18 protein-coding genes are annotated in these 23,325 nt (G+C 72.7%); 7 read left to right on the top strand and 11 right to left on the bottom strand.

What is annotated here, in order from left to right; translation table 11 throughout:
* Positions 1-68: 68 nt before the first annotated feature.
* Positions 69-2,195 carry a PhoX family phosphatase gene (locus ABIH81_RS06130; protein WP_349879418.1) on the bottom strand — a complete coding sequence of 709 codons (2,127 nt, stop codon included), beginning with the start codon at positions 2,193-2,195 and terminating at the stop codon, positions 69-71.
* Positions 2,196-2,438: 243 nt separating this feature from the next.
* Here ABIH81_RS06130 and ABIH81_RS06125 point away from each other — a divergent pair, with 243 nt between their 5' ends.
* The gene (locus tag ABIH81_RS06125; protein ID WP_030274508.1) at positions 2,439-2,933 is read left to right on the top strand and encodes a sigma-70 family RNA polymerase sigma factor; all 495 of its coding nucleotides are present in this window, start codon (positions 2,439-2,441) and stop codon (positions 2,931-2,933) included.
* A complete protein-coding gene (locus ABIH81_RS06120; RefSeq protein ID WP_349879417.1) occupies positions 2,930-3,619 on the top strand; it encodes a zf-HC2 domain-containing protein in 690 nt (229 codons plus the stop codon). Before ABIH81_RS06125 ends, ABIH81_RS06120 begins: the two co-directional genes overlap by 4 nt.
* 82 nt (positions 3,620-3,701) lie before the next feature.
* On the opposite strand, the gene rarD is transcribed toward ABIH81_RS06120, so the two are convergent.
* From rarD to eccE, 4 genes are all read right to left on the bottom strand, one after another.
* On the bottom strand, positions 3,702-4,625 hold the full coding sequence (rarD, locus tag ABIH81_RS06115) for an EamA family transporter RarD (protein ID WP_349879416.1): 924 nt from the start codon (positions 4,623-4,625) through the stop codon (positions 3,702-3,704).
* On the bottom strand, positions 4,622-5,110 hold the full coding sequence (locus ABIH81_RS06110; protein ID WP_349879415.1) for a GNAT family N-acetyltransferase: 489 nt from the start codon (positions 5,108-5,110) through the stop codon (positions 4,622-4,624). Before ABIH81_RS06110 ends, rarD begins: the two co-directional genes overlap by 4 nt.
* Positions 5,111-5,214: 104 nt before the next feature.
* Positions 5,215-5,601: a phage holin family protein gene (locus tag ABIH81_RS06105; RefSeq protein WP_013283623.1), complete on the bottom strand. Its 387-nt coding sequence runs from the start codon at positions 5,599-5,601 to the stop codon at positions 5,215-5,217.
* A gap of 49 nt (positions 5,602-5,650) precedes the next feature.
* The gene (gene eccE, locus ABIH81_RS06100; RefSeq protein WP_349879414.1) at positions 5,651-7,453 is read right to left on the bottom strand and encodes a type VII secretion protein EccE; all 1,803 of its coding nucleotides are present in this window, start codon (positions 7,451-7,453) and stop codon (positions 5,651-5,653) included.
* A 244-nt stretch (positions 7,454-7,697) separates the two neighbouring features.
* Between eccE and ABIH81_RS06095 the strand changes: the two genes are divergently transcribed.
* Positions 7,698-8,015, top strand: coding sequence for a WXG100 family type VII secretion target (locus ABIH81_RS06095; RefSeq protein WP_091414556.1), 318 nt, complete (start codon positions 7,698-7,700; stop codon positions 8,013-8,015).
* Between the two features lie 20 nt (positions 8,016-8,035).
* Positions 8,036-8,329 carry a WXG100 family type VII secretion target gene (locus tag ABIH81_RS06090; protein WP_013473567.1) on the top strand — a complete coding sequence of 98 codons (294 nt, stop codon included), beginning with the start codon at positions 8,036-8,038 and terminating at the stop codon, positions 8,327-8,329.
* Between the two features lie 61 nt (positions 8,330-8,390).
* On the opposite strand, the gene mycP is transcribed toward ABIH81_RS06090, so the two are convergent.
* Positions 8,391-9,605: a type VII secretion-associated serine protease mycosin gene (mycP, locus tag ABIH81_RS06085; RefSeq protein ID WP_349879413.1), complete on the bottom strand. Its 1,215-nt coding sequence runs from the start codon at positions 9,603-9,605 to the stop codon at positions 8,391-8,393.
* A gap of 152 nt (positions 9,606-9,757) precedes the next feature.
* Here mycP and ABIH81_RS06080 point away from each other — a divergent pair, with 152 nt between their 5' ends.
* Positions 9,758-12,637, top strand: coding sequence for an SseB family protein (locus ABIH81_RS06080; RefSeq protein ID WP_349879412.1), 2,880 nt, complete (start codon positions 9,758-9,760; stop codon positions 12,635-12,637).
* Positions 12,634-12,999, top strand: a complete 366-nt coding sequence (locus ABIH81_RS06075; RefSeq protein WP_091414562.1) for a hypothetical protein — start codon at positions 12,634-12,636, stop codon at positions 12,997-12,999. Before ABIH81_RS06080 ends, ABIH81_RS06075 begins: the two co-directional genes overlap by 4 nt.
* Before the next feature lies 1 nt (position 13,000).
* Here the strand turns inward: ABIH81_RS06075 and ABIH81_RS06070 are convergent, their stop codons facing one another.
* The 5 genes from ABIH81_RS06070 to acs all read right to left on the bottom strand — a co-directional run bounded on the left by ABIH81_RS06070 (position 13,001) and on the right by acs (position 22,346).
* Positions 13,001-13,933 carry an alpha/beta hydrolase gene (locus ABIH81_RS06070; RefSeq protein ID WP_349879411.1) on the bottom strand — a complete coding sequence of 311 codons (933 nt, stop codon included), beginning with the start codon at positions 13,931-13,933 and terminating at the stop codon, positions 13,001-13,003.
* A 128-nt stretch (positions 13,934-14,061) separates the two neighbouring features.
* Positions 14,062-14,484, bottom strand: a complete 423-nt coding sequence (locus ABIH81_RS06065) for a hypothetical protein (RefSeq protein ID WP_349879410.1) — start codon at positions 14,482-14,484, stop codon at positions 14,062-14,064.
* A gap of 97 nt (positions 14,485-14,581) precedes the next feature.
* Entirely contained in the window at positions 14,582-16,984 is a 2,403-nt protein-coding gene (locus ABIH81_RS06060; protein WP_349881020.1) for an immune inhibitor A domain-containing protein, read from the bottom strand.
* 356 nt (positions 16,985-17,340) lie between these two features.
* Complete coding sequence (locus ABIH81_RS06055; protein ID WP_349879409.1) at positions 17,341-20,124, bottom strand: immune inhibitor A domain-containing protein; 2,784 nt, start codon at positions 20,122-20,124, stop codon at positions 17,341-17,343.
* A gap of 233 nt (positions 20,125-20,357) precedes the next feature.
* Positions 20,358-22,346: an acetate--CoA ligase gene (acs, locus tag ABIH81_RS06050; RefSeq protein ID WP_349879408.1), complete on the bottom strand. Its 1,989-nt coding sequence runs from the start codon at positions 22,344-22,346 to the stop codon at positions 20,358-20,360.
* A 222-nt stretch (positions 22,347-22,568) separates the two neighbouring features.
* Here acs and ABIH81_RS06045 point away from each other — a divergent pair, with 222 nt between their 5' ends.
* Positions 22,569-23,315, top strand: a complete 747-nt coding sequence (locus ABIH81_RS06045; protein WP_349879407.1) for an oxidoreductase — start codon at positions 22,569-22,571, stop codon at positions 23,313-23,315.
* The last annotated feature ends 10 nt before the right edge of the window (positions 23,316-23,325 follow it).

Genomic DNA, 23,325 nt, shown 5'->3' with positions numbered 1-23,325 from the left:
GGCCGCCGACCGGGTGGGTCGACGGCCCCTCGCGGAGCGGTCCAGCGCCGGACCGCTCCCGGGGTGGGTCAGCTACCGACCGGGCCGCCGTCGAGGCGCCAGGTGACCACCACGCCGGGCTTGGCGAAGTCGCCGTCCGGCCAGGTGGAGGCCGGGTTCTCCACCGACGCGCCGGTGACCTCACCCGGGTGCTGCACGGCCACGAAGACCGAACGGTTGTCACCGGTGATGAACGGGCCGCAGGTCTCCGCGCCGAGCGGCACGGTGAGGAACTGCTTCAGGTGGCCCCGCTCCGGACCCTCGACGGCGGTGGCGAACAGGCCGTCGTTGCTGCCCAGCGCGTTGCCGTCGGTCGAGATCCACAGGTTGCCGGTGGCGTCGAAGGCGACGTTGTCCGGGCAGGAGATCGGGGAGACCTTCGTCTTGTCGTACCCGGCGAAGTAGGTCGAGGCGTCGGCCGGGTCGCCGCAGACGATCGGCAGCGACCAGGCGAAGGTCTCGCCGGTGTTGTCGCCGCGGTCCTCGACCAGCTCCAGGATCTGCCCGTGCCTGTTGCTGTTGCGCGGGTTCGCCTCGTCGGCGGGCGCCTTGCCGGCCTTGCCGCGGTCGCTGTTGTTCGTCAGCGCCACGTAGACCTTGCCGGTGAGCAGGCTCGGCTCGACGTCCTCGGGCCGGTCCATCTTCGTGGCGCCGACCTTGTCCCCGGCGAGCCGGGTGAACGTGAGCACGTCCGCGGCGGTCATGCCGTCGACGTACGAGCGGTTGCCGCTGACCAGCTTGATCCAGCGGCCCCGGCCACCGAAGCCGCCGTCGGCCGGGAGCTTGCCCGAACCGTCGATCTCGGCGGCCGGGCTGTCCCCCTCAATCTTCGCCACGTAGAGCGTGCCGGACTCCAGCAGCGTCAGGTTGTGCCGCCGGGCCACCGAGGACTTCCCCGGCATGAACTTCTTGTCCGAGACGAACTTGTAGAGGTAGTCGAACCGCTCGTCGTCGCCCATGTACGCGACCACCCGGCCGTTGCGCGCCACGATCACGTTCGCGCCCTCGTGCTTGAACCGGCCCAGCGCGGTGTGCTTGCGCGGCTTGGCCTGCGGGTCGAACGGGTCGATCTCGACGATCCAGCCGAACCGGTTCGCCTCGTTGGGGTGCTTGGCCAGGTCGAACCGCTCGTCCGCCCGCTCCCACTTGCGGCTGCCGCTCGGGTGGCGCACGTCGGTCGGGATGCCGTACCGGGCCAGCTTCGGCTTCTGCTCCTCCGGCGCGCCGTCGCCGCCGACGAAGTACTGGTTGAAGTTCTCCTCGCCGGAGAGCACGGTGCCCCACGGGGTGACGCCACCGGCGCAGTTGTTGAGCGTGCCGATCACCGTCCGGCCCTTCGGGTCGGCGGCGGTACGCAGCCACGCCGACCCGGCGGCCGGGCCGGTCAGCTCGAACTTCGTCGCCAGCGCGGTGACCCGGCGGTTGTACTCCCGCCGGCCACGCCGTACCGGCCGCCACTGCCCGGTGTTCTCCACCCGCTCCAGCTCGACCACGGACATGCCGTGCGCGGCCATCGCCACCCGCACCTGCTCGACCGTGAGCGCGTCCTGGCTGGTGAAGCCGGGGAACATCAGATCCTCGTTGGTGTACTCGTGGTTCACCACGAGCAGCGCGCGCCTGCGGTCGATCGGCAGTACGCCGACGAAGTCGTTGTTGTAGCCGAACTGCTCGGACTGGGCGGCGGCGGTCTGCCGGCCCAGGCTGAACGCGGGCGCGCCGGGCACGACCTCGTCACCCCAGCGGATCACCACGGAGTGGTCGTACCCGTTGGGGACGACGAGGGTGTCGAGCTTGTTCGGCGGGATCGGCTTGAACGTCAGCGCGCCGTTGCCCGGGCGGCCCGCCCCGGCGGGAGGCACCTCGCCGCCGCCGGGCACGGGCGGGGCGGCGGGGGCCGCGGCGGCCGGCGCGGCGCCGGCGAGCGCGCCCGCGGCGGCGCCGCCGAAGCCGAGCACCAGCGCGCCGACCGCGCCGGCCCGGACCACGCCGCGCCGGGAGATCTCGGTGTCGACCACGTCCCCGAAGTACGGGTTGTCGGTCGGGTTGGGCACCGGGTGGTCGCAGGCGTTGCCGCACCGGTAAAGACAGGTCATCGCGTCGCGGCTGCCGTGGCGGGTGCCACCGAGCAGCGGAAGCAGGCGAGGCCGGTCGCTCATGAGGTGGAGCCTCCTGATCTCAACGTCGGAAGGCGCACGGGCGAACGACCGCGCGCTCACCCGCCGGACGCTGCCAGGGCACGGTGAGCGGCGCTCGGCCCGGACCTGAACCGGACGTGAACAGCTCCGCGTTGACCTGCGGCTGAACCGTTCGGCGTCACGGCACGTATGGAAGGGCGAACGCATCGCCGGTTTCCCCGCCGCCGGAAGCGAGGTACCGCCATCAGCGACCACGACGCCCAACTGCTGCGCGCGCTGCACGACGAGCATGCCGACGCGCTGTACGCGCACGCCCTGCGGCTGGTCAACGGCGATCGGCCCCGGGCCGAGGATCTCGTGCAGGAGACGCTCCTGCGCGCCTGGCGGCACCCCGAGTCACTGGATCCGCGACGCGGCTCGGTACGCGCCTGGCTGTTCACCACCGCGCGGAACCTCGCCATCGACGCCTGGCGGCGACGCTCGGCCCGGGTCGGCGAGGTGTACACGGACGAACTGCCGGAGACCGCCGAGACGGTCGACGAGACCGAGCGCGCGGTGGAGGCGTGGACCGTCGCCGAGGCGCTCAACCGGCTCAGCCCGACCCACCGGGAAGTGCTGGTCGAGTGCTTCTACCAGGGGCGTTCGGTGGCGGAGGCGGCGGCGCGGCTGGGCGTACCACCGGGCACGGTGAAGTCGCGTACCCACTACGCGCTGCGCTCACTACGGTTGGCGCTGGCCGAGATGGGGGTGACCGGGTGACACGCTGCGAGTTCGCGCACGACGACGGGGCGTACGTGCTCGGCGCCCTCGCCCCGGCGGACCGGGTCGCCTACGAGCGGCACCTGGCCGGGTGCGCGCAGTGCCGGGAGGCGGTGGCCGAGATCGCCGTGCTGCCCGGCCTGCTGGGCCGGCTCGACCCGGCCGGGTTGGAGCAGTTCCTGGAGGTCGGGCCGGAGACGTCGCGGGTGCCCGCGCTGCTCGACGCCGCGCGCGAGCGCAGGCGCCGCGACCGGTCCCGCTCCCGACGGCGGTACGCGCTGACCGCGCTCGCCGCCGCCGCGCTCGCGGTGCTCGCAGGCGTCGGGGTGGGGCTCGTGCAGTCGCCGGCCGAGCCGTCCAAGCCGCCGGTGGCGCTGGCCTCCATGCGGCCGGTGGCCGGGACGGTGCCGGTGCACGCCGAGGTGGGGCTGACGGAGACGCCGTGGGGCACCGAGGTCACCATGCACTGCGGGTACGACAGGCGGGCCGGGCACCGGGAGGCGTACACGTTCCGGCTGGTGGCGCACGGCCCGGACGGCGCGACGGAGCAGATCGGCTCCTGGCTCGCCGCCCCCGGCGACGACCTGCGCTTCTCCGGCGTCACCCGCTTCACCAAGGGCGAACTGGTCCGCCTCGAGCTGCTCCGAGGAACAAACGCCCCCGTCCTGGCCTACGACCTCCGCTGACCCTGCCCCTCCCCGTTGATCTTGCACTTACGGCCCTCGGCGCGGGTGTTATCGCCCCTTTGCCGGGGCGGAAAGTGCAAGATCAGCGGGACAGGGCGGGGGTGGGAGTGCGGGTGCGGGCGGCTTGGCGGGTGCGGTGGGAGTGGCGCAGGGCGTCGGCGGTGAAGACCACCAGGGCGAGCCAGACCAGGGCGAAACCGGCCAGCCGGGCCGGCGGCATCGGCTCGTGGAAGATCAGCACGCCGCAACCGAGCTGGAGGATCGGCGCGAGGTACTGCAGCATGCCGACAGTGGACAGCGGCAGCCGGTTCGCCGCCCCGGCGAACAGCAGCAGCGGGATCGCGGTGGCGGCGCCGGCGAGCACCAGCAGCGCGGTGTGCCCGGCCGAGACGTGCCCGAACGTCGAGTCGCCGCGCGCCGACAGCCACCCCAGGTACGCCAGTGCGGGCAGCGCCAGCACCGCCGACTCGACGAACAGCCCCTCCGTGGCGGGCAGCGCGAGCCGCTTCTTGACCAGGCCGTACCCGGCGAAGCTGAACGCCAGCGTGAGCGCCAGCCAGGGCAGGCGGCCGTAGTCGACGGTGAGCACCGCGACCGCGAGCGCGCCGACGCCGAGTGCCGCCCACTGTGCCCGGCGCAGCCGTTCCCGCAGCATCAGGACGCCGAACAGCACCGACACCAGCGGGTTGATGAAGTAGCCGAGCGCCGTCTCCACCACCCGGTCGGAGTTCACGCCGTAGATGTACGTACCCCAGTTGACAGCGATCAGCGCGGCGGCGAGCCCGATGCCGGCGAGCGCCCGGGGTCGCCGGGCCAGCTTGCGCAGGAAGCCGGCGTGCCGCGTGGCGGCCAGCAGCAGGGCCACGAACGCCACCGACCAGAGGATCCGGTGCGCGAGGATCTCCACCGGCCCGGCCGGGCGCAGCAGCTTCAGGTAGATCGGGAAGAAACCCCAGATCAGGTACGCGCCGACGCCGTACAGGTAGCCGAGCCGGAGCTGGTTCACCGCTCCACCGTAAGTGGTGGATCGCTCTCCTGGTCCTTATCGGTGACTGGTGTCACCCGCTGATCCAGCTCCATCCACCGATCCGGCGCGATCGGCCGGAAGCCGATCTTCGCGTAGACCCCGTGCGCGTCGAGCGTGGCCAGCAGGATCCGGCGTACGCCCAGCTCGCCCAGGTGGTCGCGGACCGCGCCGGCCAGCCACGTGCCCAGCCCGCGACCCCGCTCGGCCGGGTCCACGTACACGTCGCAGAGCCAGGCGAACGTGGCCCCGTCGGTGACCACCCGGGCGACCGCCACCTGCCGCCCGTCAGCCGGCCGGTAGACGCCGAAGCCGATCGAGCCGGCGAACGCGCGCGCCACCGTCTCCCGCTCCCGCCCCAGCGCCCAGTACGCGTCGGTGGCGAGCCAGACGTGCACCCGGTCCAGGTCGATCCGGTCCGGGTCGGTGCTGATCTCGTAGCCGTCCGCGCGGGTCAGGGTGAACACGCGGCCGAGGCTAGTACCACCGCCCGGCCCTCTCGCCAGCCAATTCCCTACTGCTGGCCTGGTGGCCCCGGCCGGTCGCCACGGCGGCCGGCCGGGGCCCGGTGTCAGTCCCGGTCGAGGACGGCGCCGAGGATCCAGGTGACGATGCCGACGAAGAGGGCGCCCAGCACCGCCTCCGGCCAGAACCCGTCCACGTGGAAGGGCAGTCCGGCCTCACCGGCGATCCAGCTGGTGAGCAGGAAGAGCAGGCCGTTCACCACGAGCGCGATCAGGCCGAGGGTCAGCAGGTAGAAGCCGCACCCCACGGTCTTGATGATCGGCTGGAGCACCGCGTTCACCACGCCGAAGATGACCGCGACGAGCACCAGCGTGATCACCGTCTCGGTGGCCGAGTCGGAGTCGAGCGAGATGCCCGGGATGAGCAGGGTGGCGAGCCAGAACGCCACCGCCGTCGAACCCACGCGAATCAGAAGACCCTTCAGGAAATCCATGGCCGGGATCGTGCCACGGCCGTACCACCAGGGGAAGTCGCGCGGCCGGTCAGTGCCGGGCCGGGCGACCGGCCAGTTGCGACTCGACGGGTGTGGGCGAGAGCAGCGCCCAGCGCAGGGCGCGCCGGTTGACCACCGCCACCATGTCGTCGCGGATCCGGGTCAGCCACTCCGCGGAGCCGCCCAGGCCCAGCGCCGCGCCCGCGAGCGCGGCCTCGTCCGGGTCGAGCGGCTGAAGGATCGCCAGGTCGGCGCGGGCCAGCGCGGGCGTGTCGGCCGGGGTCAGCTCGTCGCGGACCACCAGCACCGACTGCCAGGCGGCCGCCGGTCCGGCCTCCGGCGGCACCGGGCCGGCGTCCACCACCACCAGCAGCGGGTGCAGCGGCGAGCCGGGCGCGCCACCGACCGGACGACCCGGCGGGAGCAGCGGCACGCCGCCGCCGACCGTCCCGACACCCCGCACGAACGGCTCCCAGAACCGGGGACGGCCGGTCTGCACCACCACGCGCGCGCCGAGCGCCAGCGCCCGCAGCACGAGCAGTTGCGCGGCGGCCACGCCGCCGACGAGCAGCACCCGGGTCGTGGCCGGCCGGAACAGGCGGACGGTGAGCGCGGCGCCGTGGCGGTTCGCGCCCACCATCAGGCCGGCGGTGGCCGGGGGCAGGTCCAGCGCGGGCGGGGGCGACCCGGCCGGGGACGCGGCCCCACCGGTCACCGCCAACGGCAGCGTGGCGGCCAACCCGGCCAGGTGCTCACCGTCGAGCCGGCGCAACTCGGCGCCGGTGTCACCGGCGACCCGGCGCAACGTGCGTTCCGCCGCCGACAGCTCGGCCGCGCTACCGGCCGCCACCCGTACCGCCAGCTCTGCCGGGATCGGCGCGGTGCCGGTGCGCGGACCGACAGTGAGCGCGACGGTGGTGGCGGTGGCCGGCAGCGCGAGCAGCCGGCCCACCAGCCCTCGCGCCGCCTCGCCGCGCGGATCCGGCCACCGGCGCAGTCGCCAGGTGGCCTGCGCCAGGCCACCGACGGTGAGCAGCGGCCAGGTCTCCCGCACCGGGGCGCCGGGCTCGTGGTGGGCCAGTTCGGCGATCACCCGCAGCGCCGCGTCGCCGCCCAGCGGCCGGGCGGTGAGCGGGCCGAGCCGGCGGACGAGCCGCCGCAGGGTGCCGGACAGCGCCCGCAGCAGATCCTCGTCCGGCCAGCCGTCGGCGCGCAGCACCTGGACGGCCAGCACCACGCGTGCCCGCCCGGCCAGCCGCCCGTCGGTGAGCTGGCGGTACGACGTCCCGGCCGGACCACCGGCGACCGCGGGCGCGGGTGCGGGCGACGACGAGAACACCAGTTGCAACCGGATCGCGGGGGCGTCCGGGCCGGCCGGCGGAAGCAGGTCGAACGGCGTGGGCAGCTCGTGCGCGTGGTCGCCGAGCAGGTCGTCCGGGTCGCCCAGCTCCAGCAGCGCGGTCAGTCCGGCGGCGTCGTGGATCACGGCTGCCCCGCCGGCCGCCTCCGTCGCGCCGGCCACCGCGCCCGGCCGGAGCAGCTCCAGCAGCGCCGCCGGGTCGGCCGCCGGTGGCAGGGCGCGCCGCCGGGTCAGGTACGCGGCGGCGGTGACGAGCCACTCGTGCAGCCAGCGGCCGCGCACCCGCACCCACGCGGCGGGCAGCAGCAGGGCCACCGACAGCAGCGCGACGGCTGTCGGCACGACACCCCGCCCGACGGCCGCGATCAGCGCTGCCGCCGCGACCTGGGTCGCCACGATCTGACCGGCGCGCAGCCGCGCGGTCGGACGGCCCGTCCACTGTGGCGTGCGGACCGGGACGGACGCGGGCCGCTCGGACGTGCTCGCGGTCACCGCACCTCCTCGCCGGGCCTCCGCGTGACGCTGCCGTGGCTCATCGTAGTGGGCGAGTTGTCCACAGGGGAGCCCGAAGGGGTAGCAGAACCGGAGTCGGGCGGCTACCGTCAGCGACGAAATCGTCGAGTTGCGTGTCCGCCGCCGCCGGGCTTCCCCTCCGCCGGCTCCGGACCCCCGCCGACGAGTCCACGGTGGTCACACGGTGGCCAGCCACGACCGAGGAGACGAGGTGACGTCCGGGATGTCCCAGACCCAGGCAGAAGCCGCGGTGATGCAGCAGACCGCCGCGAAGTTCGAGCAGGTCGACCAGTCGCTCCAGACCATGCTCAGCGGCCTGATGGCCGAGCTGGAGGTGTTGCAGCAGGCCTGGCGGGGCGCCGGTGGGCGCTCGTTCGCGCAGGTCAAGCAGCAGTGGGCGCAGGACCAGGCCGCCCTTCACCGAGCGCTGCGCGAGACCGCCACCGCGATCCGCACCGCCGGCCGGCAGTACGACGTCTCCGACACCGAGGCCGCCGGCCGGGTGGCGGGCACCAACCGCGGCATCCAGCTGCCGCTCTGACAACCGGAAGGATCGAACCCATGGAGCACGGTGTGCTGGTCGTCAACTTCGCCGCCCTGCAACAGGCGGGCGCCGACATCCAACGGGCGCTGTCCACGCTGGAGAGCCAGCTCGGTCAGCTCGAACGCGACGCCGCCCCGCTGGTGGCGAGCTGGAACGGCGAGGCCCGCGAGGCGTACGAGGTGCGGCAGTCCCGGTGGCGGGCCGCCTCCCAGGATCTCCAGGCGATGCTGCGTGACATCAAGCTCGCGGTGGAGGACTCCGCGACCGACTACCTCGACACCGAGAAGCGCAACGCCAACCTGTTCCAGTGAACCGACGCCGCGCGGCCCGGGCGGGTGACCCGGGCCGCGCGGCTTCGCACGGGACCGGCGGTCATCTCGGCGCGGCCGGGTCGGCCGCCCGCCAGCGCCTGCGCGCGCCGCGCGGCAGCACCAGGGCGAACGCCGCCACGAGTACCACCGCCCCGCCCGCGACGCCGGCGGCCAGCAGAGCCCGGTCCCGGGCCGTGTCCCGGCGGGACTGGCGGGCCAGCGCGGCCGGATCGGGCCGGTCGGCGGGAAGCGCCGCGCCCGGCCGGATGCGGGAATCGGTCGCGCCGGCCGACTCGGTCACCGCCCGGTACGGGTTGAGCACCCCCGCGCCGTAGCCCGCGTCCCGCCCCGGCGCCGGATCGGTGGCGGCCACGATCCGACCGGCCACCTCGTCCGCGCTCAGCCGGGGCCGGTACTGGCGCAGCAACGCCGCCGTACCCGCCACGAACGGAGTGGCGTAGCTGGTCCCCTCCGCCCGCTGGTGCCCCGACCGGGGCGCCGCCATCAGCACCTCGCTACCCGGGGCGACCACGTCCACGTACGAGCCGGTCTGGGAGAACGGCGAGCGTGTCCCGTCCCGCCCGATCGCGCCGACGCCGAGCACCCCGTCGTACGCCGCCGGGTAGGGCCGGGGATCACCGTTGTCGTGCAGGTTTCCCGCGGCGGCCACCACGACGACGTCCCGCCGCACCGCGTAGGCGACGGCGGCGCGTACGGCCGGGTCGTCCGCGTACAGCACGACCGAGAGGTTGAGCACGTCGGCGTCGTGGTCCACGGCCCAGCGGATGGCACGGGCGAACCCGGCCGCGTCGACCGTACGCCCCGACTCCCGCCCCTCGACGACCTGCTGCTCGCTCACCCGTACCGGCAGGATGCGCGCGTCCGGCGCGAGGCCGCGGAACGCGACGCCGGGCTGCGGCGCGGCGGCGATGATGCTCGCCACCCCGGTGCCGTGGCCGGCGCAGTCCCGGGTGCCGTCCCCGCCCCGGTCGAGGAAGTCGGCGCCGTCGAGAACCCGGCCGGCCAGCTGCGGGTGGGACCGGTCCACTCCCGAGTCGACGACCGCGACCACGATCCCGGCGCCCGTCGCGAGCGGGGTGAGCCGGTCCGGGGCGTACCGCTGTTGCGGCCACGGCTGGTCGGCCACCGGCCGGGCCGGCGCGGGCGGCGAGGCGCAGCCGGCGGGCGCGCGAGCCGCCGCCGGAGCGGCCGGAGCCGCTGTGACGAGGAGCGTCGCCAGGACGGCCACGGCGGGGTACGCGACCGACCTAGACATCGACGACCTCCGTAGCGTGTCGGCTCCGGAACGGGATGTTAGCGGCTCGCTCACGTCGGGGCCGACCGTCGATGGCCAAAAGTCCTGATCTTGCTGCCACCTTGTAGGTTGTAGGCGATGCCTGTGGCCTGTTCGCGGAAGGAGAGGTGGCCGTGACCGGATGGGAGCCGGCCACCGAGGCCGAGGTGGCGATGCGGGACGCGCTGCGCGCGCAGGACCAGCAGCGGTACTTCCGGGTGCTGACCCGCGTCGATCTCTTGCTTCCGGCCGCGAGCGGACCGACAGCCGGGTGGGGCACCTGGACCTCCGGGGGCCGCACCCACGTGCTGGCCTTCACCTCCGTCGCCGCGCTGCGCGCGAGCCTCGGGGAGAACGCGGGGCCCACCCGCCGCGTCCCGTACCCGGATCTGGCGGCCGGCTGGCCCAACCCCGAGTGGTGGCTGGCGGTCAACCCCGGCCTGCCCATCGAGGGCTACCTGCCCGCCTGGTACGTGACGCAGCTCTCCCGGGGCGACGTCCGGCTGCCCGGCCGGACGATGGGCGCCCGCGCCCGGCTGGAACGGGTGGAGAACGCCACCCGGGGAGCCCGGAACGCGGTGCCCGAGGCCGCGCCCCGCCCGCCGGCCGTGCCCGTCCCGCCGGCCGCTGTGCCGCCTCCCGCTGTGCCACCTCCGGTCGTGCCGCCGGTTGCCGGTGCGCCCGGCCGGGACGAGCGGCTGCTGGAGACCGACGAGCCGCCGACGGTGCCGATGCGGGCCACCTCGGTCCTCGGGCGGCGGCTGCCCACCGTGCCGCCCCGCCGCCCGGCGCCGGACAGCGACGCCCCGAGCCGGACCGCCCCCGGCGCCGAGTCGGATACGGACGCCCTCGACGGCTGGCTCACCGATCTGCGCCGCCGCCCGGACGAGCCGGACCCGTTCGCCGCCGCCCCGGCGGCACCTGCCGACGAGCCACCTGCGGCCTCTGCGCCGCCGCCGTCCCGCTCCTTCTTCGAACCCTCGTCCGGTGGCCGCTCGGCCCGGCGCCCGTCGCCGCTGGACCCGTCGCGCCGGGCCGGCGACCGGGCCGCCCCGCCGACCCGGTTCGCCGGCGGGCAGCCGTTCCCGCGCCGCCGGCCGCTGAACGAGCCGGTACGCGAGGGCCTGACCCACGCCTTCCCGACCCGGACGGACGAGCCGTCGCCGGGGCCCCGGTCGGAGGAGGCGACCCAGGCGTTCCGGCCGACCCGCCCGCCCGAGGACGCCACGGAATCGCTGCCCCGGCGGCACACCGGACCGGCCACTGCGACGGACGCCGGGTCCGCTGCCGCCGGACCGGCCACTGCTGACGGATGGGGGGCCGCGCCGGGCGGTACCGAGGGCGAGACCACCCGGTGGGAGACGATCGACGAGGCGGCGGAGGAGCTGCCTCCGTCGATCGCCGAACCGGTCTCCGCGCCACCCGCGCCGCGCCGCGACTTCACACCCATCGTCATCGAGGGCACCGTCATCGAGGCCCGCGACCTGACCGAGCCCGCGCCGCTCTGGTCGGCGCGGCAGAACGGTCCGGTGCGCGCGGAACCGGCCGGGGGCGCGTCCACGCCGTGGGCCGGCACCGACCCGACCATGCCGATCTCCGTGGACCCGCCGGTCGCCGACGACACGCTGAACCTCACCGAGCCGACACCGGCCCGCACCGGGACCACCGACGAGCCGACCGTCTCGCTCACGTCGGAGTCCGAGCCCACGACGTCGCTGTTCGCGTCGTCGGCCCCGGCGGGCGAGGCCACCGCGCCCCTGTTCACACCGCCATCTGAGCCGACGGTCTCGCTGTTCGGCCCGGCACCGGCCGGAGCGACTGCGACAGTGGCCGGCCCGGTACCGGACGAGCCGACCGTCTCGCTGCCGGACGTCGTGCCGGCGGAGCAGCCGACCGTGTCCCTCTTCGAGCCGGCGACCGGCGACGAACCGGTCACCACATCGCTGCTCCTGCCCGGTGACGCGACCGTGGCGCTGTCCACGCCGGTGCCGGCCACAGCAGAGCCGGCGGCACCCGCCACGACAGACGTCCCGCCGTCCGGCGACGGATCGGCCGCCGAGTTCGTACCGGCGAACGACGTCGAGGAGGAACTGCTGGCCGCCGGGGGCAGCGGCAGCACCGACGGCTTCCTCACCACCCTGCTGCTGGCCCGGGTGCTGCTGCCGGTCGCGCCCGGCTCGGCCGCCGGCAGCCGGCCGGGTGACCCCGGCTTCGTCTGGCACGCCGATCAGGTAGACGGCGAGAGGTGCGTCTCGGTATACACCTCGCCGGAACGCCTGGCCGAGCACACCGAGGGCCGGGTCGAGACGGTACGGGTCAAGTTCGTCCAGCTCATCCGCAGGTGGCCGGACGTGGCGTGGTCGTTCCGGGTCAACCCGGGCAGCCCGGTCGGCGCGACGTACCCGGGGGAGCAGGTTCTCGCGCTCGCCAACTGGGCGGCCGAGGTGGGCCTCGGCGACGACCCGGAGCCGGCCGCCGCGCCGCAGCCGGCGGAGCGAGAGCGCCCGGAGGCGCCCACGATCGACGCGAACCGGCCGGTCACCATGCAGAAGGCGATCGCGGCGAGCCAGCTCGCGTACTACCTGGAGCGTGGCTACGACCGGGTCTCCGGATTCGTGCACCGGGCCGGGGAACTGGCGCACCTGCGTACCCCGGCGGAGCTGTACGGCGCGCTCGGCCTCGGCCACCCCGGTTCGCCGTTCTCCCCGGACGACGAGGAGATCTACCTGCTGCGCTGGCCCGCCTACCGGCCGAGCCTCTACCGGATCCCGTACGGCGGCCCGAACGAGGCGGCGATGCGGGCGATGGAGGGCTGGGTGATCGAGCGGCCCCCGTTCCGCGGCAACGGCTTCGCGCCGGGGGAGAGCAGCGACGTGATCGCCGAGTTCAAGGTGGACAGTGCCCGGCTCCCGCACGGCGCCGAGCTGTGGCGGGTCGGCGCGGACGGCGACAGCAAGCTGGTCGCGGTCCTGGACACCGACGAGCTGCTGTGGCGGAAGGCGGGCGAGGCGTGACCCGCGACGGCTACGTGGCCCGCTGGCGGGGACGGGAGTACCACGCCAGCCCGGACGGGGACGACATCCGCCTCTACCAGCCCGGCCCCGGCGAGGGCTTCACCGAGGTACGCCCCGGCCGGTACGTCCGGGTGGTGCCGGCCGCCGAGGTCGACGATCTGGCGTACGTGCGGACCACCTGCACCTGGCAGGGACAGCCGTTCATCGTGCTGGCCGAGCACGAGGGCTGGCTGCGGCTGGAGTACACCGGTGGGCGCTGGCCGGTGGCCGAGGCGATGGGGCTGGAGGCGTTCGACTTCGGCGTCTACCAGGGCTGGGCGCCCGCGGCCGAGGTGGCCGACCTGGGCGAGCAGCGGGTCTGAGTCAGGACTTCGCCCAGCGCAGGATCTCGCCGAGCACCACGTCCCGGGCCTCCACGTGCGGGAAGTGGCCCACGTCGTCGAGCAGCCGCCACTCGTACGGGGCGGTGACGTAGCGGCCGGAGCCCTGGGCGGTACGGGGGAGCGAGGCCCGGTCGAGCGCGCCGTGCAGTTGCAGGGTCGGCGTGACCAGCGGCTTCTGCATCAGCTTCACGAAGCGGTAGCCGTGCAGCCGCAGCACCGAGCGGAACGCCCAGCGGTAGCCCTCCATCGCGCAGAACGCGGCCTGCGGGATCTGCATCGCCACCCGGCAGCAGTGCGCGTAGTCGGCGAAGCCGGGGCTGGACACCCAGCGCGGGCCGCCCCACCGGCGCAGGATCTCCTCCACCTCGGCGGCGTCGTCCCGGGCCAGGACGTGCTCGTAGCGGGGGAGCTGGAACTTCAGCGTCGCGGTGGCCGAGGTGAACTGGCCGCGCGGGTCGGCGAAGATGGCCGCCCGCAGTCGCAGCGGGTGCGGCGCGCCGAGCACCACGAGCCGCCGGACCAGGGTCGGGTGGAAGGAGGCGGCGGTCCAGCCGATGAGCCCGCCCGCGCCGGTGCCGACGACGGTGGCCGACCGCTCACCGAGCGCCCGGATCAGGCCGGCGACGTCGGCGGCGAGCGTGTAGCCGTCGTACCCCCGGGGTGGCTTGTCGCTCGCGCCGTAACCGCGCAGGTCGACCGCGACCGCGCGGAAGCCCGCGTCGGCGACCGCCGGCAGCATCTCGTGCCAGGCGTACCAGTATTCGGGGAAGCCGTGCAGGAAGAGCACCATCGGGCCGGTGCCCGCCTCGACGACGTGGAACCGGCTGCCGTTGGCGCCGACGAACCGGTGCGTCCACGGCCCTTCGGGCAGGACGCAGGACTCGTCGACGGGTCCGCCGCGCTGGTCGGTCATGGGGCACAGCCTAGGGCCGCGCGTCACCCACCGGCCCCGCAGGTGACGAGGATCAGGGATTTCTCCGGGCGGTCACCCGGAACGCGCATCCCGGCTCCGCGTTCGCGTGAGTGCGCCGCTACCGCGTGTCACTCCTCGATGATCCGCATCGGGATGCCGGGTCCGCAGTCGACGGAGCGGTCCCGCGCGGTGAGCCGCAGCGTGACCAGGTCGCCCTTGCGCAGCTCACCGGCGTTCGGGCCGTACACCGCGTACTCCGTGCCGTTCTCGTCCATCAGCCCGTAGCACGGCCCGGACCCGCCCCGGGTGATCCAGCCGGCGACGACGCCGGCCGGCCGGTTGTCGGTGGGCCTCTTCGGCGGCCCGGCAGGCCGCCGGAGCGTCGGCAGGTCGGTGGCGGACAGCGGCGTGGGGCGATCGGCGGGCGCGGCCGCGCCGCTCGCGGCCGGCTGCTGGTGGTCGTCGGGCACGGATCCTCCGTCTCGGCCGCAGCCCGCGCCGGCGGGCAGCGCCATCGCGAGGTCGGCCGGCAGCGTGGTGCGGGGCGTCACCCGGATGGGACGCGGCCGGGGTACGCCGGGTTCCCCGGAAAGGGCGATGCCCGGGCGGTTCACCGCCCGGGCATCGCGTGGTGCGTCGATCCGTGGATCAGGAGAAGCGGACCTTCAGCGAGGTGCCGTTCTGCTCCAGAACCTTGATCTTGGTGCCGGTGGCCGGGAGCTTGACGCCGTGGTTCGGCAGCTCCGGGTACCAGTACTGCTTGGTGTCGTCGAACAGCGGCTGCGCCGCCTGGCCGCGGATGTACTGCGGCTGGCTGTTGATGTGCAGCGTGAACGAGTCGGCCTTCTTCAGGCTGAACGGCGCGTCGTAGACCTGGACGCGGGCCCGCCAGGGGTTGCCGGTCAGGTTGTAGATCGGCCGCGGGTGCGCGTCGATGATCATGTTCCGACCCTCACCCGGGTGCGCGAACGTGTCGTTGTCCGCGAACCGGAGGTTCCAGTAGGAGATCAGCAGACCCTCCTGGTACGCGTAGTGGTCCACGTAGTCCGGGCGGGTGTTCGCGTAGCCGAAGAAGTACGGGCCGGTCTTGAGGTACTTGTCGTACGACACGTACGACCGGTGGCCTGCGATGTAGTAGTTGTCGAACTTACGGGTGTAGGTCTCCTCGACGATGCTGAAGCCGCTGAGGGTCCAGCCGTTCGCGCCGGCCTCGGCGCCGTCGGTGAGCACCGTCTGGCCGTCGGCGGTCACGGTGATCGCGTCACCGTAGAAGCCGCCCTCGGAGACACCGCCGTCCGTCTGGTAGCGGAGCCGGAACTGCACGACGTTGCCGGCGACCGCGTCCATCGGGATGTTGACGTCGACCCACTGGTCGTTGCTGGAGCCGTCCAGGGCGTAGCGCCCGGGGGAGATCTCCTTCAGCGGGGTGCCGTTGGCCGTACCGGGCAGCGAGGTCCAGGTCTGGCCACCGTCGGTGGACGCCTCGAAGAACAGGTAGTCGTAGTCCGCCTCGATGCTGTAGCGACCCTTCATCGACAGCGCGGCGCTGGTCTTCCCGGTGAGGTCGACAGTGCGCGTCATCGTGTTGTTCAGGTCGTCCTCGTTGCCCGAGAAGAACTGCTTCGTACCCTCGAACGGCTTGCCGTTCTGGAACGTGTACTCCCGCTGCGGCAGCACCACCACGGCGGCCTGGGCCTTGCTGGAGTTGTACTCCTGCGGGCCCAGCTCCAGGGTGCGCTTCTGGCCGGCCACGATGACCTCGTAGTCGAGCCAGCCGAGCTGGAGCTTGTTCCAGGCGCCGAGGTCGCCACCGCGCTCGCCGATGCCGCCGTCGTTCTTGGCGCCGAGCCGGCTCTGGGCCATCAGGGTCCAGTGCTCGTTGTTGTTGTCCCCACCGCTGACCACGTTGTAGTCGTCCGGCAGACCGAGGTCGTGGCCGTACTCGTGGTAGAAGACGCTCCGGCCACCGTTCTCCGGCTGGATCGTGTAGTCACCGATCCAGACGCCGGTGTTGCCGATCTGGGTACCGCCGGCCGGGAAGTTCTCCGGGCCGGTGTTGCCCTGGTCGCTGGCGAAGGCGTACCACCGGTGGCTCCAGATGGCGTCCTCACCCTGGTACGGGTCACCGTCGGCCTGGTCGCCGCCGGCGTGGACGATCTGGAAGTGGTCGATGTAGCCGTCCGGCTCGTTGAAGTTGCCGTCGGCGTCGAAGTCGTACCGGTCCCACTCGTCCATCGCCTTGACGTCCGCGGCGATCTCCGCGTCGGAGCGGCCCTGCGCCTTCTGGTCGGCGACCCACTGGTTGGCGGCGTCGCGGACCAGCGCCCAGGTGTTGGTGCAGACGTTCGAGGCGCACGGGTAGCCGTCGGAACGGCCGTAGCGGGCCTCGTTGTACTGCACCTTGACCCAGTTGGTGACCTCGCCGTCGACGCTGTACCGACCCGAGGACTGGGCCTCGTAGTACTGCTTCACCGACTCGTCACCGGGTGCGGTGCCGAAGTACAGCTTCCGGAAGTAGTCGGCGCTGTAGTCGGCCTGCCACACGGTGGAGTTGTCCACCGCCCGGTTGGGCTGGGGGATCTGGTTGCGGAGCGGACCGTCGAACCGGGACGGGCCCGGGGTGTCCGGGTCGGTGTCCTGGTCCGGGTAGTTCGGGTGCCGCTCGTCGCCGAACTCCGCGAGGATGACGAAGATCTTGTCGGTCCGCTCGCGGGAGAGTTCGACGTACTGGTCCTTGGTCGGACCCTTGCCGGCCTTGGTGCTCTTGGCGGACCTGCCCGCCGCGGCACCTTCGGCAGCCTGCTCGCCGACCTTGACGACCGTGCTGCCGTTGATCTTCTGGGCCTTCGCCCTGCCGGACAGGACCTCGCTGAGGCCCTCCTGGCGCAGCGCGCGCCGCTTCTCCTCGAGCGGGTTGGGCAGGTCGTGCTCAGCCTGCGCAGGCTCGGCCACCGACGGGGCGGCGGCCGCCAACTTCGGCGTCGGCGCGGCGCTGGCGGACGTGCCTGCCACCAGCCCCGTCGCGGTCAGCGAAAGCCCGAGCAGACCCACTGCGACTTTGCGCACGTGGTACCTCCGGTGTGAGGGAACCGGCCCAACTGGGGGTACGGGCCGGTGGAACGTCCCACTAGTGGGACCAATGGTGAACATAGACACTGCTGCGACTGGTGGGAAGATGTGTGCGTCGATTTGTAGCAACTTTTTGTTGGGGATGCTTTTCACCGTCACACGTCGGTCCGTCACCGAGCCGTTGACCAGTGGCGATGCATAGATCATGCAGTGCAGTGGCAGTCATGGATTAAGCGGCTACGCGGAAGGGCCGGGAACGCTCGCGCTCCCGACCCTTCCCCCATCGAGCCTCTTCAGCTCATTTTCCGGTCATTCCGGTTCCGGTTTGAACGTGCGGATCAGCTCCGCGGCGGAACCACGTACACCGTGGCGTACGAGTTGTCCTTGGCGGCCCGCTTGATGATGATCGAGACGCCGTACTGGACGCCCGCGTCACCCGGGTTGCCGGTGCCGAGCACGATCGCCCCGCCACCCAGCGTCGAACCGTAGTAGTCAGTCGCCGGCGTGCCGTCCGGGTTCACCACCCGGGTCGTGTACTGCTGGTTGCCCCGCGACGGGATGACCACCGAGGCGTCGTTGTCCCGCGCGTACGCGGCGCCGTCGCGGATCTCGATGCCCGGGTACCAGCCCTTGGCGTCGGTGAACCCACGCACCGGAGCCTGCGGGCCGAACTTCGTGCAGTACTCGCTGTACGGCTCGTCCGCCGCCTCCAGGCACTCCTTGAACGGGTACGTCGGCTTCAGGCCGAACGCGGCGTTGGAGGACTGCGGCCGGCTGGGCAGGTTCTTCAGCACCGACGGGTCCTTCTCGGCCGCGACGCCCTTGCGGCGCAGCGGGTCGTTGTGCGAGTCGACGATCAGCAGACCGCCCTTGGCGCCGTAGCTGGGCAGCGCGGTCATCTGCCCGGTGACGTGGTTGACGTCGCCGAGCTGGGTGTCCCGGTACCAGACCAGCATTCCCGGCGCGTTGTACGCGATCCGGTCGACCTTCCACGCCTCGTGCGAGTACACGGTGTCGTAGGCGTACTTCAGCCCCTTGTCGAAGCCGTCGAAGTTACGCCACTCGGCCAGGTAGTAGTGCGACTTCACCTGGGTGCCCGAGTCGATGTACCAACCCGCGCCGCTGGTGTCGGTGAAGGTGCCGCCGGTCTGGGTCCAGCCCGCCGCGCCGCTCTCCACGTCGTCGCTCCAGGTGGTGGCGCCGCCGCCGGTCACCGAGAAGTCGTCGGCGAACCAGCCGCGCTCCACGAACGCCTCGTCGGTGGCGTAGCGCAGCCGCACCTGCACGGTCTGCCCGGCGTACGACGACAGGTCGACGTAGTCGTGCCGCCAGCCGTTCGTGCTGCCGGTCAGGCCGTACTTCTTGTTGCCGAAGTCGACCATGCGGCCGTTCGGGTCGGCGTAGCCGTCGTTGGTGGAGACCAGCGCGCCGCCCTCGGCGTACACCTTCTGCTCGCTCCAGGTGGCGCCGCCGTCGGTGGAGACCTCGACGAAGCCGTAGTCCCAGTCCGCCTCGATGACGTAGTTGTTCCACATCCAGAACTTCGCGTCGGCGGCGTTCGGGACGGACACCGTGCGGCTGAGCTTGACGTCGGCCCAGTTCTGGTCGGCGCCGGAGTACCACATGTTGCCGCCGCTGTGCGGCGTGGCCAGCGAGATCACCTTGTCCGGCATGTCGATCTTGATGCCGTCCTCGGTGCCGACCGGCGTACGCGAGGTCTGCCCGAGCTTGACCAGCTTGGACCGGTCACCCGGCCCGAACGTCTTCGGCTCGGCCCAGCCCAGCACCCACTTGTCCCAGAGGCCCATGTGGGTGGGCAGCGCCTGGAAGATCTCGCCGGAGTGCGAGCCGGACGCCATCAGATCCCAGAAGTCCACGTCGGAGTCGGCGTTGCCGGAGGTGTCGTAGAGGTCCGGCAGGCCCAGGTCGTGCCCGAACTCGTGGGCGAAGACGCCGACGCCGGCGTCCTCCGGCTGCACGATGTAGTTCGACACCTTCAGGTCGGTGCCCGGGATCGTGTAGCCACCGGCCACGGTCGAGGAGTGCGCCCAGACCGCGTAGATGCCGACGTCGCCGCCACCGCGGGACTTGCCCTGGTTGGCGTGCACCAGCACCAGGTGGTCGATCACGCCGTCCGGCTCGTGGTAGTTGCCGTCGCCGTCGCGGTCGCTCTGGTCCTCGATGTCGTAGTCGGCCCAGGGGAAGTCCGGGTCGGCCGCGGCCAGCGCGTCGATCGCGTCGGTGGCGAGGCGGCCGGCGCCCTGCGGGTTGTCCGGGTGGCCGTTCATCGACTGCTCACGCCCGGCGACCCAGTTGCCGTTCTCGTCCTGGAAGCAGCGCGAGGCGGCGTACCAGCCCTCCGAGTGCGGCACCGTGATCCACGGGGTGGCCTGCCCGTCCACGGTGTACGCGCCCTTGGACATCTCCAGGTACATGTTGTGCATGGTCCGCCCGGCGAGGCTGATGCCCGGCTTGCCGTCCGGCCCCTTCAGGTCCTTGCGGACCCGCTCGGTGATGCCCTTCTTGCTGTACAGCATCTTGTCGTAGTGGGCCGGGGAGAAGTCCGGCACCCACATCGAGTTGTTGTCCTTGTGCGGCAGCGTGGCCGGGTTCGGGATCGTGTTGTGCCGCGGCCCGTTCTGCACGGTGCCGGGAACGCAGGTGCGGTCCTCGAACACCGTCTTCGGGACCATCACATCGGTGAAGTCGTCGTTGGCCTTGTCGTTGAACTCGACGAGCAGCGTCAGCAGCTTGGCGGTCTGCGTACTCTTGGCCTTCTTGATCTTCCGAGGGCTCTGGCCGCTCCGGATGGACTTGGCCTCCAGCTTGGCCAGCTCGCGGGCCGCGATCGGGTTGCCCCCGGCGTACTTGCGGTCGTAGGCGCGGGCCTCGTCCGCCGGCGAGGAGAAGATGCCGTCGCGGCCCTTGACCTCCTTGCCGCCGGTGTCCGGCTGGACCTCGGGCTCGGCGTAGTTGATGTAGTGCTCGTCCGCCCCGATCGTGACCGGTGCGGACCGGGCCGGCTGAGCCGCCGCGCTGCCCGTCACGGTCAGCGACGTGGCCGCGAGCGCGATGGCGGGCAGTGCGACGAGTAAGCGTCGCCGTGCCCTGTGCTGCGACATGGGGAGCATGCCACTCCGTTCGTAGGGAATGGTGAGGGACCGGCCGTCTCAGTGACGCTCGTCGAAATTCGCCGGTCGGCTGAACGTAACCGACGAACAGCGACATCGACAGAGTTGATCAGGCCCTCTGGCCGATCAGGTCAGTCCCGGATCCCCCGATCGACCGGCACGGATCCCGGACGCGACGAAGGGGCGGACCGCCCGGCGGCCCGCCCCTTCGTCGTACGTCGTCGTCAGTCCTCGTCGGACTTCCCGCCGCTCATCCCCGACGAGATCAACTCCATCACCGAGGAGTCCTGGAGCGTGGTCACGTCGCCGAGCGACCGGTTCTCCGCCACGTCCCGCAGCAGCCGGCGCATGATCTTCCCGGAGCGGGTCTTCGGCAGCTCCGGCACCAGCATGATCTGCCGCGGCTTGGCGATCGGGCCGAGCGTCTTCGCCACGTGGTTACGCAGCTCGGTGATGAGCTGCTCGCCCGCGTCACCCGAGATCTCCGCGCTGCCGCGCGGGATGGCGAACGCGACGATCGCCTGGCCGGTGGTCGGGTCGGTCGCGCCGACCACCGCCGCCTCCGCCACCGACGGGTGGCTCACCAGCGCCGACTCCACCTCCGTGGTGGAGATGTTGTGGCCGGACACCAGCATCACGTCGTCCACCCGGCCGAGCAGCCAGATGTGCCCGTCGTCGTCCTTCTTCGCGCCGTCACCGGCGAAGTAGACCCACTCGTCGCCGGTGTTCGCGCCAGCGCCGAACCGGGACCAGTACGTCTCCAGGAACCGGTTGTCGTCGCCCCAGATGGTCCGCAGCATCGACGGCCACGGCTCCTTCAGCACGAGGTATCCGCCGCCGCCGTTCGGCACCGACTGGCCCTGGTCGTCGACCACGTCGGCGACGATGCCGGGCAGCGGGCTCATCGCCGAGCCGGGCTTCGCCTCGGTCACGCCGGGCAGCGGCGAGATCATGATGGCGCCGGTCTCGGTCTGCCACCAGGTGTCCACCACCGGCAGCTCGCCGCGGCCGACGTGCTGCCGGTACCAGATCCACGCCTCCGGGTTGATCGGCTCACCGACGCTGCCGAGCAGGCGCAGCGACGACAGGTCGTACCCGGCCGGGATGTCCTCGCCCCACTTCATCATGGTGCGGATCAGCGTCGGCGCGGTGTACAGGATGGTCACCTTGTACTTGTCGACGACCTCCCAGAACCGGCCCTTGTGCGGGGTGTCCGGCGTGCCCTCGTACATGACCTGGGTGGCGCCGTTGGAGAGCGGGCCGTACACGATGTAGGAGTGCCCGGTCACCCAGCCGATGTCGGCGGTGCACCAGTAGACGTCCGTCTCCGGCTTCAGGTCGAACACCGCGTGCGTGGTGTACGACGCCTGGGTCAGGTAGCCGCCGGTGGTGTGCAGGATGCCCTTCGGCCGGGCGGTCGTGCCGCTGGTGTAGAGGATGAACAGCGGGTGCTCGGCGTCGAACGCCTGCGCCTCGTGCTCCGGCGACGCGGTCTCCACCGTCTCGTGCCACCAGTGGTCCTTGCCCGACCAGGCGACCTCCTCACCGGTACGCCGGACCACCAGCACGTGCTCCACCGACGGGCAGTTCGCCACCGCCTCGTCCACCGTCGGCTTGAGCGCCGACGGCTTGCCCCGGCGGAAGCCGCCGTCCGCGGTGATCACCACCTTGGCGCTGGCGTCCTGGATCCGGTTGGTCAGCGCGTCGGCGGAGAAGCCGCCGAACACCACGCTGTGCGTGGCGCCGATCCGGGCGCAGGCGAGCATCGCCACCGCCGCCTCCGGGATCATCGGCAGGTAGATCGCCACCCGGTCGCCGGCGGTCACGCCCAGCTCGGTCAGCGCGTTCGCCGCCTGGCAGGTGAGCTTGTGCAGGTCGGCGTAGGTGACGGTACGGGTGTCGCCCGGCTCGCCCTCCCAGTGGATCGCCACCTTGTCGCCACGGCCCGCCTCGACGTGCCGGTCCAGGCAGTTGTACGCCACGTTGAGCTTGCCCCCGGTGAACCACTTCGCGAACGGGGCGTTCGACCAGTCGAGCACCTGCTCCCACGGCTGGGCCCAGGCCAGCCGGCCGGCCTGGCGCTCCCAGAAGGCCAGCCGGTCCCTGGCCGCCTCCTCGTACGCCTCGGCGGTCACGTTGGCGTTCGCGGCGAGTTCAGCCGGCGGCGGGAACTGGCGCGTCTCGTTCAGCAAGTTGGCCAATGCCTCGCTCATGCGGTGACTCCTTCATCGCGTGACCTGCGTCTCCTACTCCGGGGAAGGTTAGTCCCGCCGTACCCCGGCCGCGACCGCCCGGCCCCTCACCGCGCGCCGAGCGGCCCTGTCCCCGCGCCGAGGTGTAAGGAAGGGCCCCCTGTTAACGCCTCCGGTAGAGGAAGGGCCCCTTCTTAACAACCCCGGACGTGGGACAGGTCCGCCTGTCGCTAGCGTGACGGGGTGACCACCGATCCGCTCGCCCCGCTGCTCGCGCTCGCCGACGTCGCCCCCGCCGTCGATCAGGCCCGCGAGCGGGTCGACCAGGCCCACCGGCACCGCGCGCTGCGCCGCCAGGGCGGCCAGGTCGCCGCCGAGGTAAGCCTCCGCTCGGCAGTGGCCAGCGCCGCGCTGGAGGGCCGCGTCCACGACCGCGAGGAGGTACGCGCCGGCACCGTCACCGACCCGGTGCTCCAGGGCGCGCTACGGGTGGCCGGGGCGCTGCCGGGGCTCAGCGACCTCTGGCCCAAGGCCCCCCGGCAGGTGATGGCCCGGCTGCACGTGCTCGCCGCCCGCGACGTGGTGACCGAGGAGGAACTGGGCCGGCCGGTCGCCGATCCGGTGGTGGCCGCCCGCCTCGACGGCCTGGCCGCCCTGATCGCCGGTGGCACCAAGGTGCCTCCGCTGGTGCTGGCCGCCGTCGTACACGGCGAGCTGCTGAACCTGCGCCCGTTCCCGGGCCCGTCCGGGGTGGTGGCCCGCGCCGCCGCCCGGCTGGTGCTGATCTCCACCGGGTTCGACCCCCGCGGGCTGGTCGCGGTGGACGTCGGTCACCGCGAGCGCGAACCGGAGTACGTGGGCGCAGCCGGCGCGTTCGCCACCGGCACGCCCGACGGCCTGCGCTCCTGGCTGCGGCACTACATGAGCGCGGTGGAGGTCGGCGCCGACCAGATCACGCTGATCGGCGACGAGATCCTCGCCGCGTCCTGACGGGTGCCGG

Source organism: Micromonospora sp. HUAS YX12, assembly GCF_040215685.1.
Lineage (GTDB): Bacteria > Actinomycetota > Actinomycetes > Mycobacteriales > Micromonosporaceae > Micromonospora > Micromonospora tulbaghiae.
Note: the sequence above shows the minus strand (reverse complement) of the source record. Positions and strands in the feature narration are given on the sequence as shown.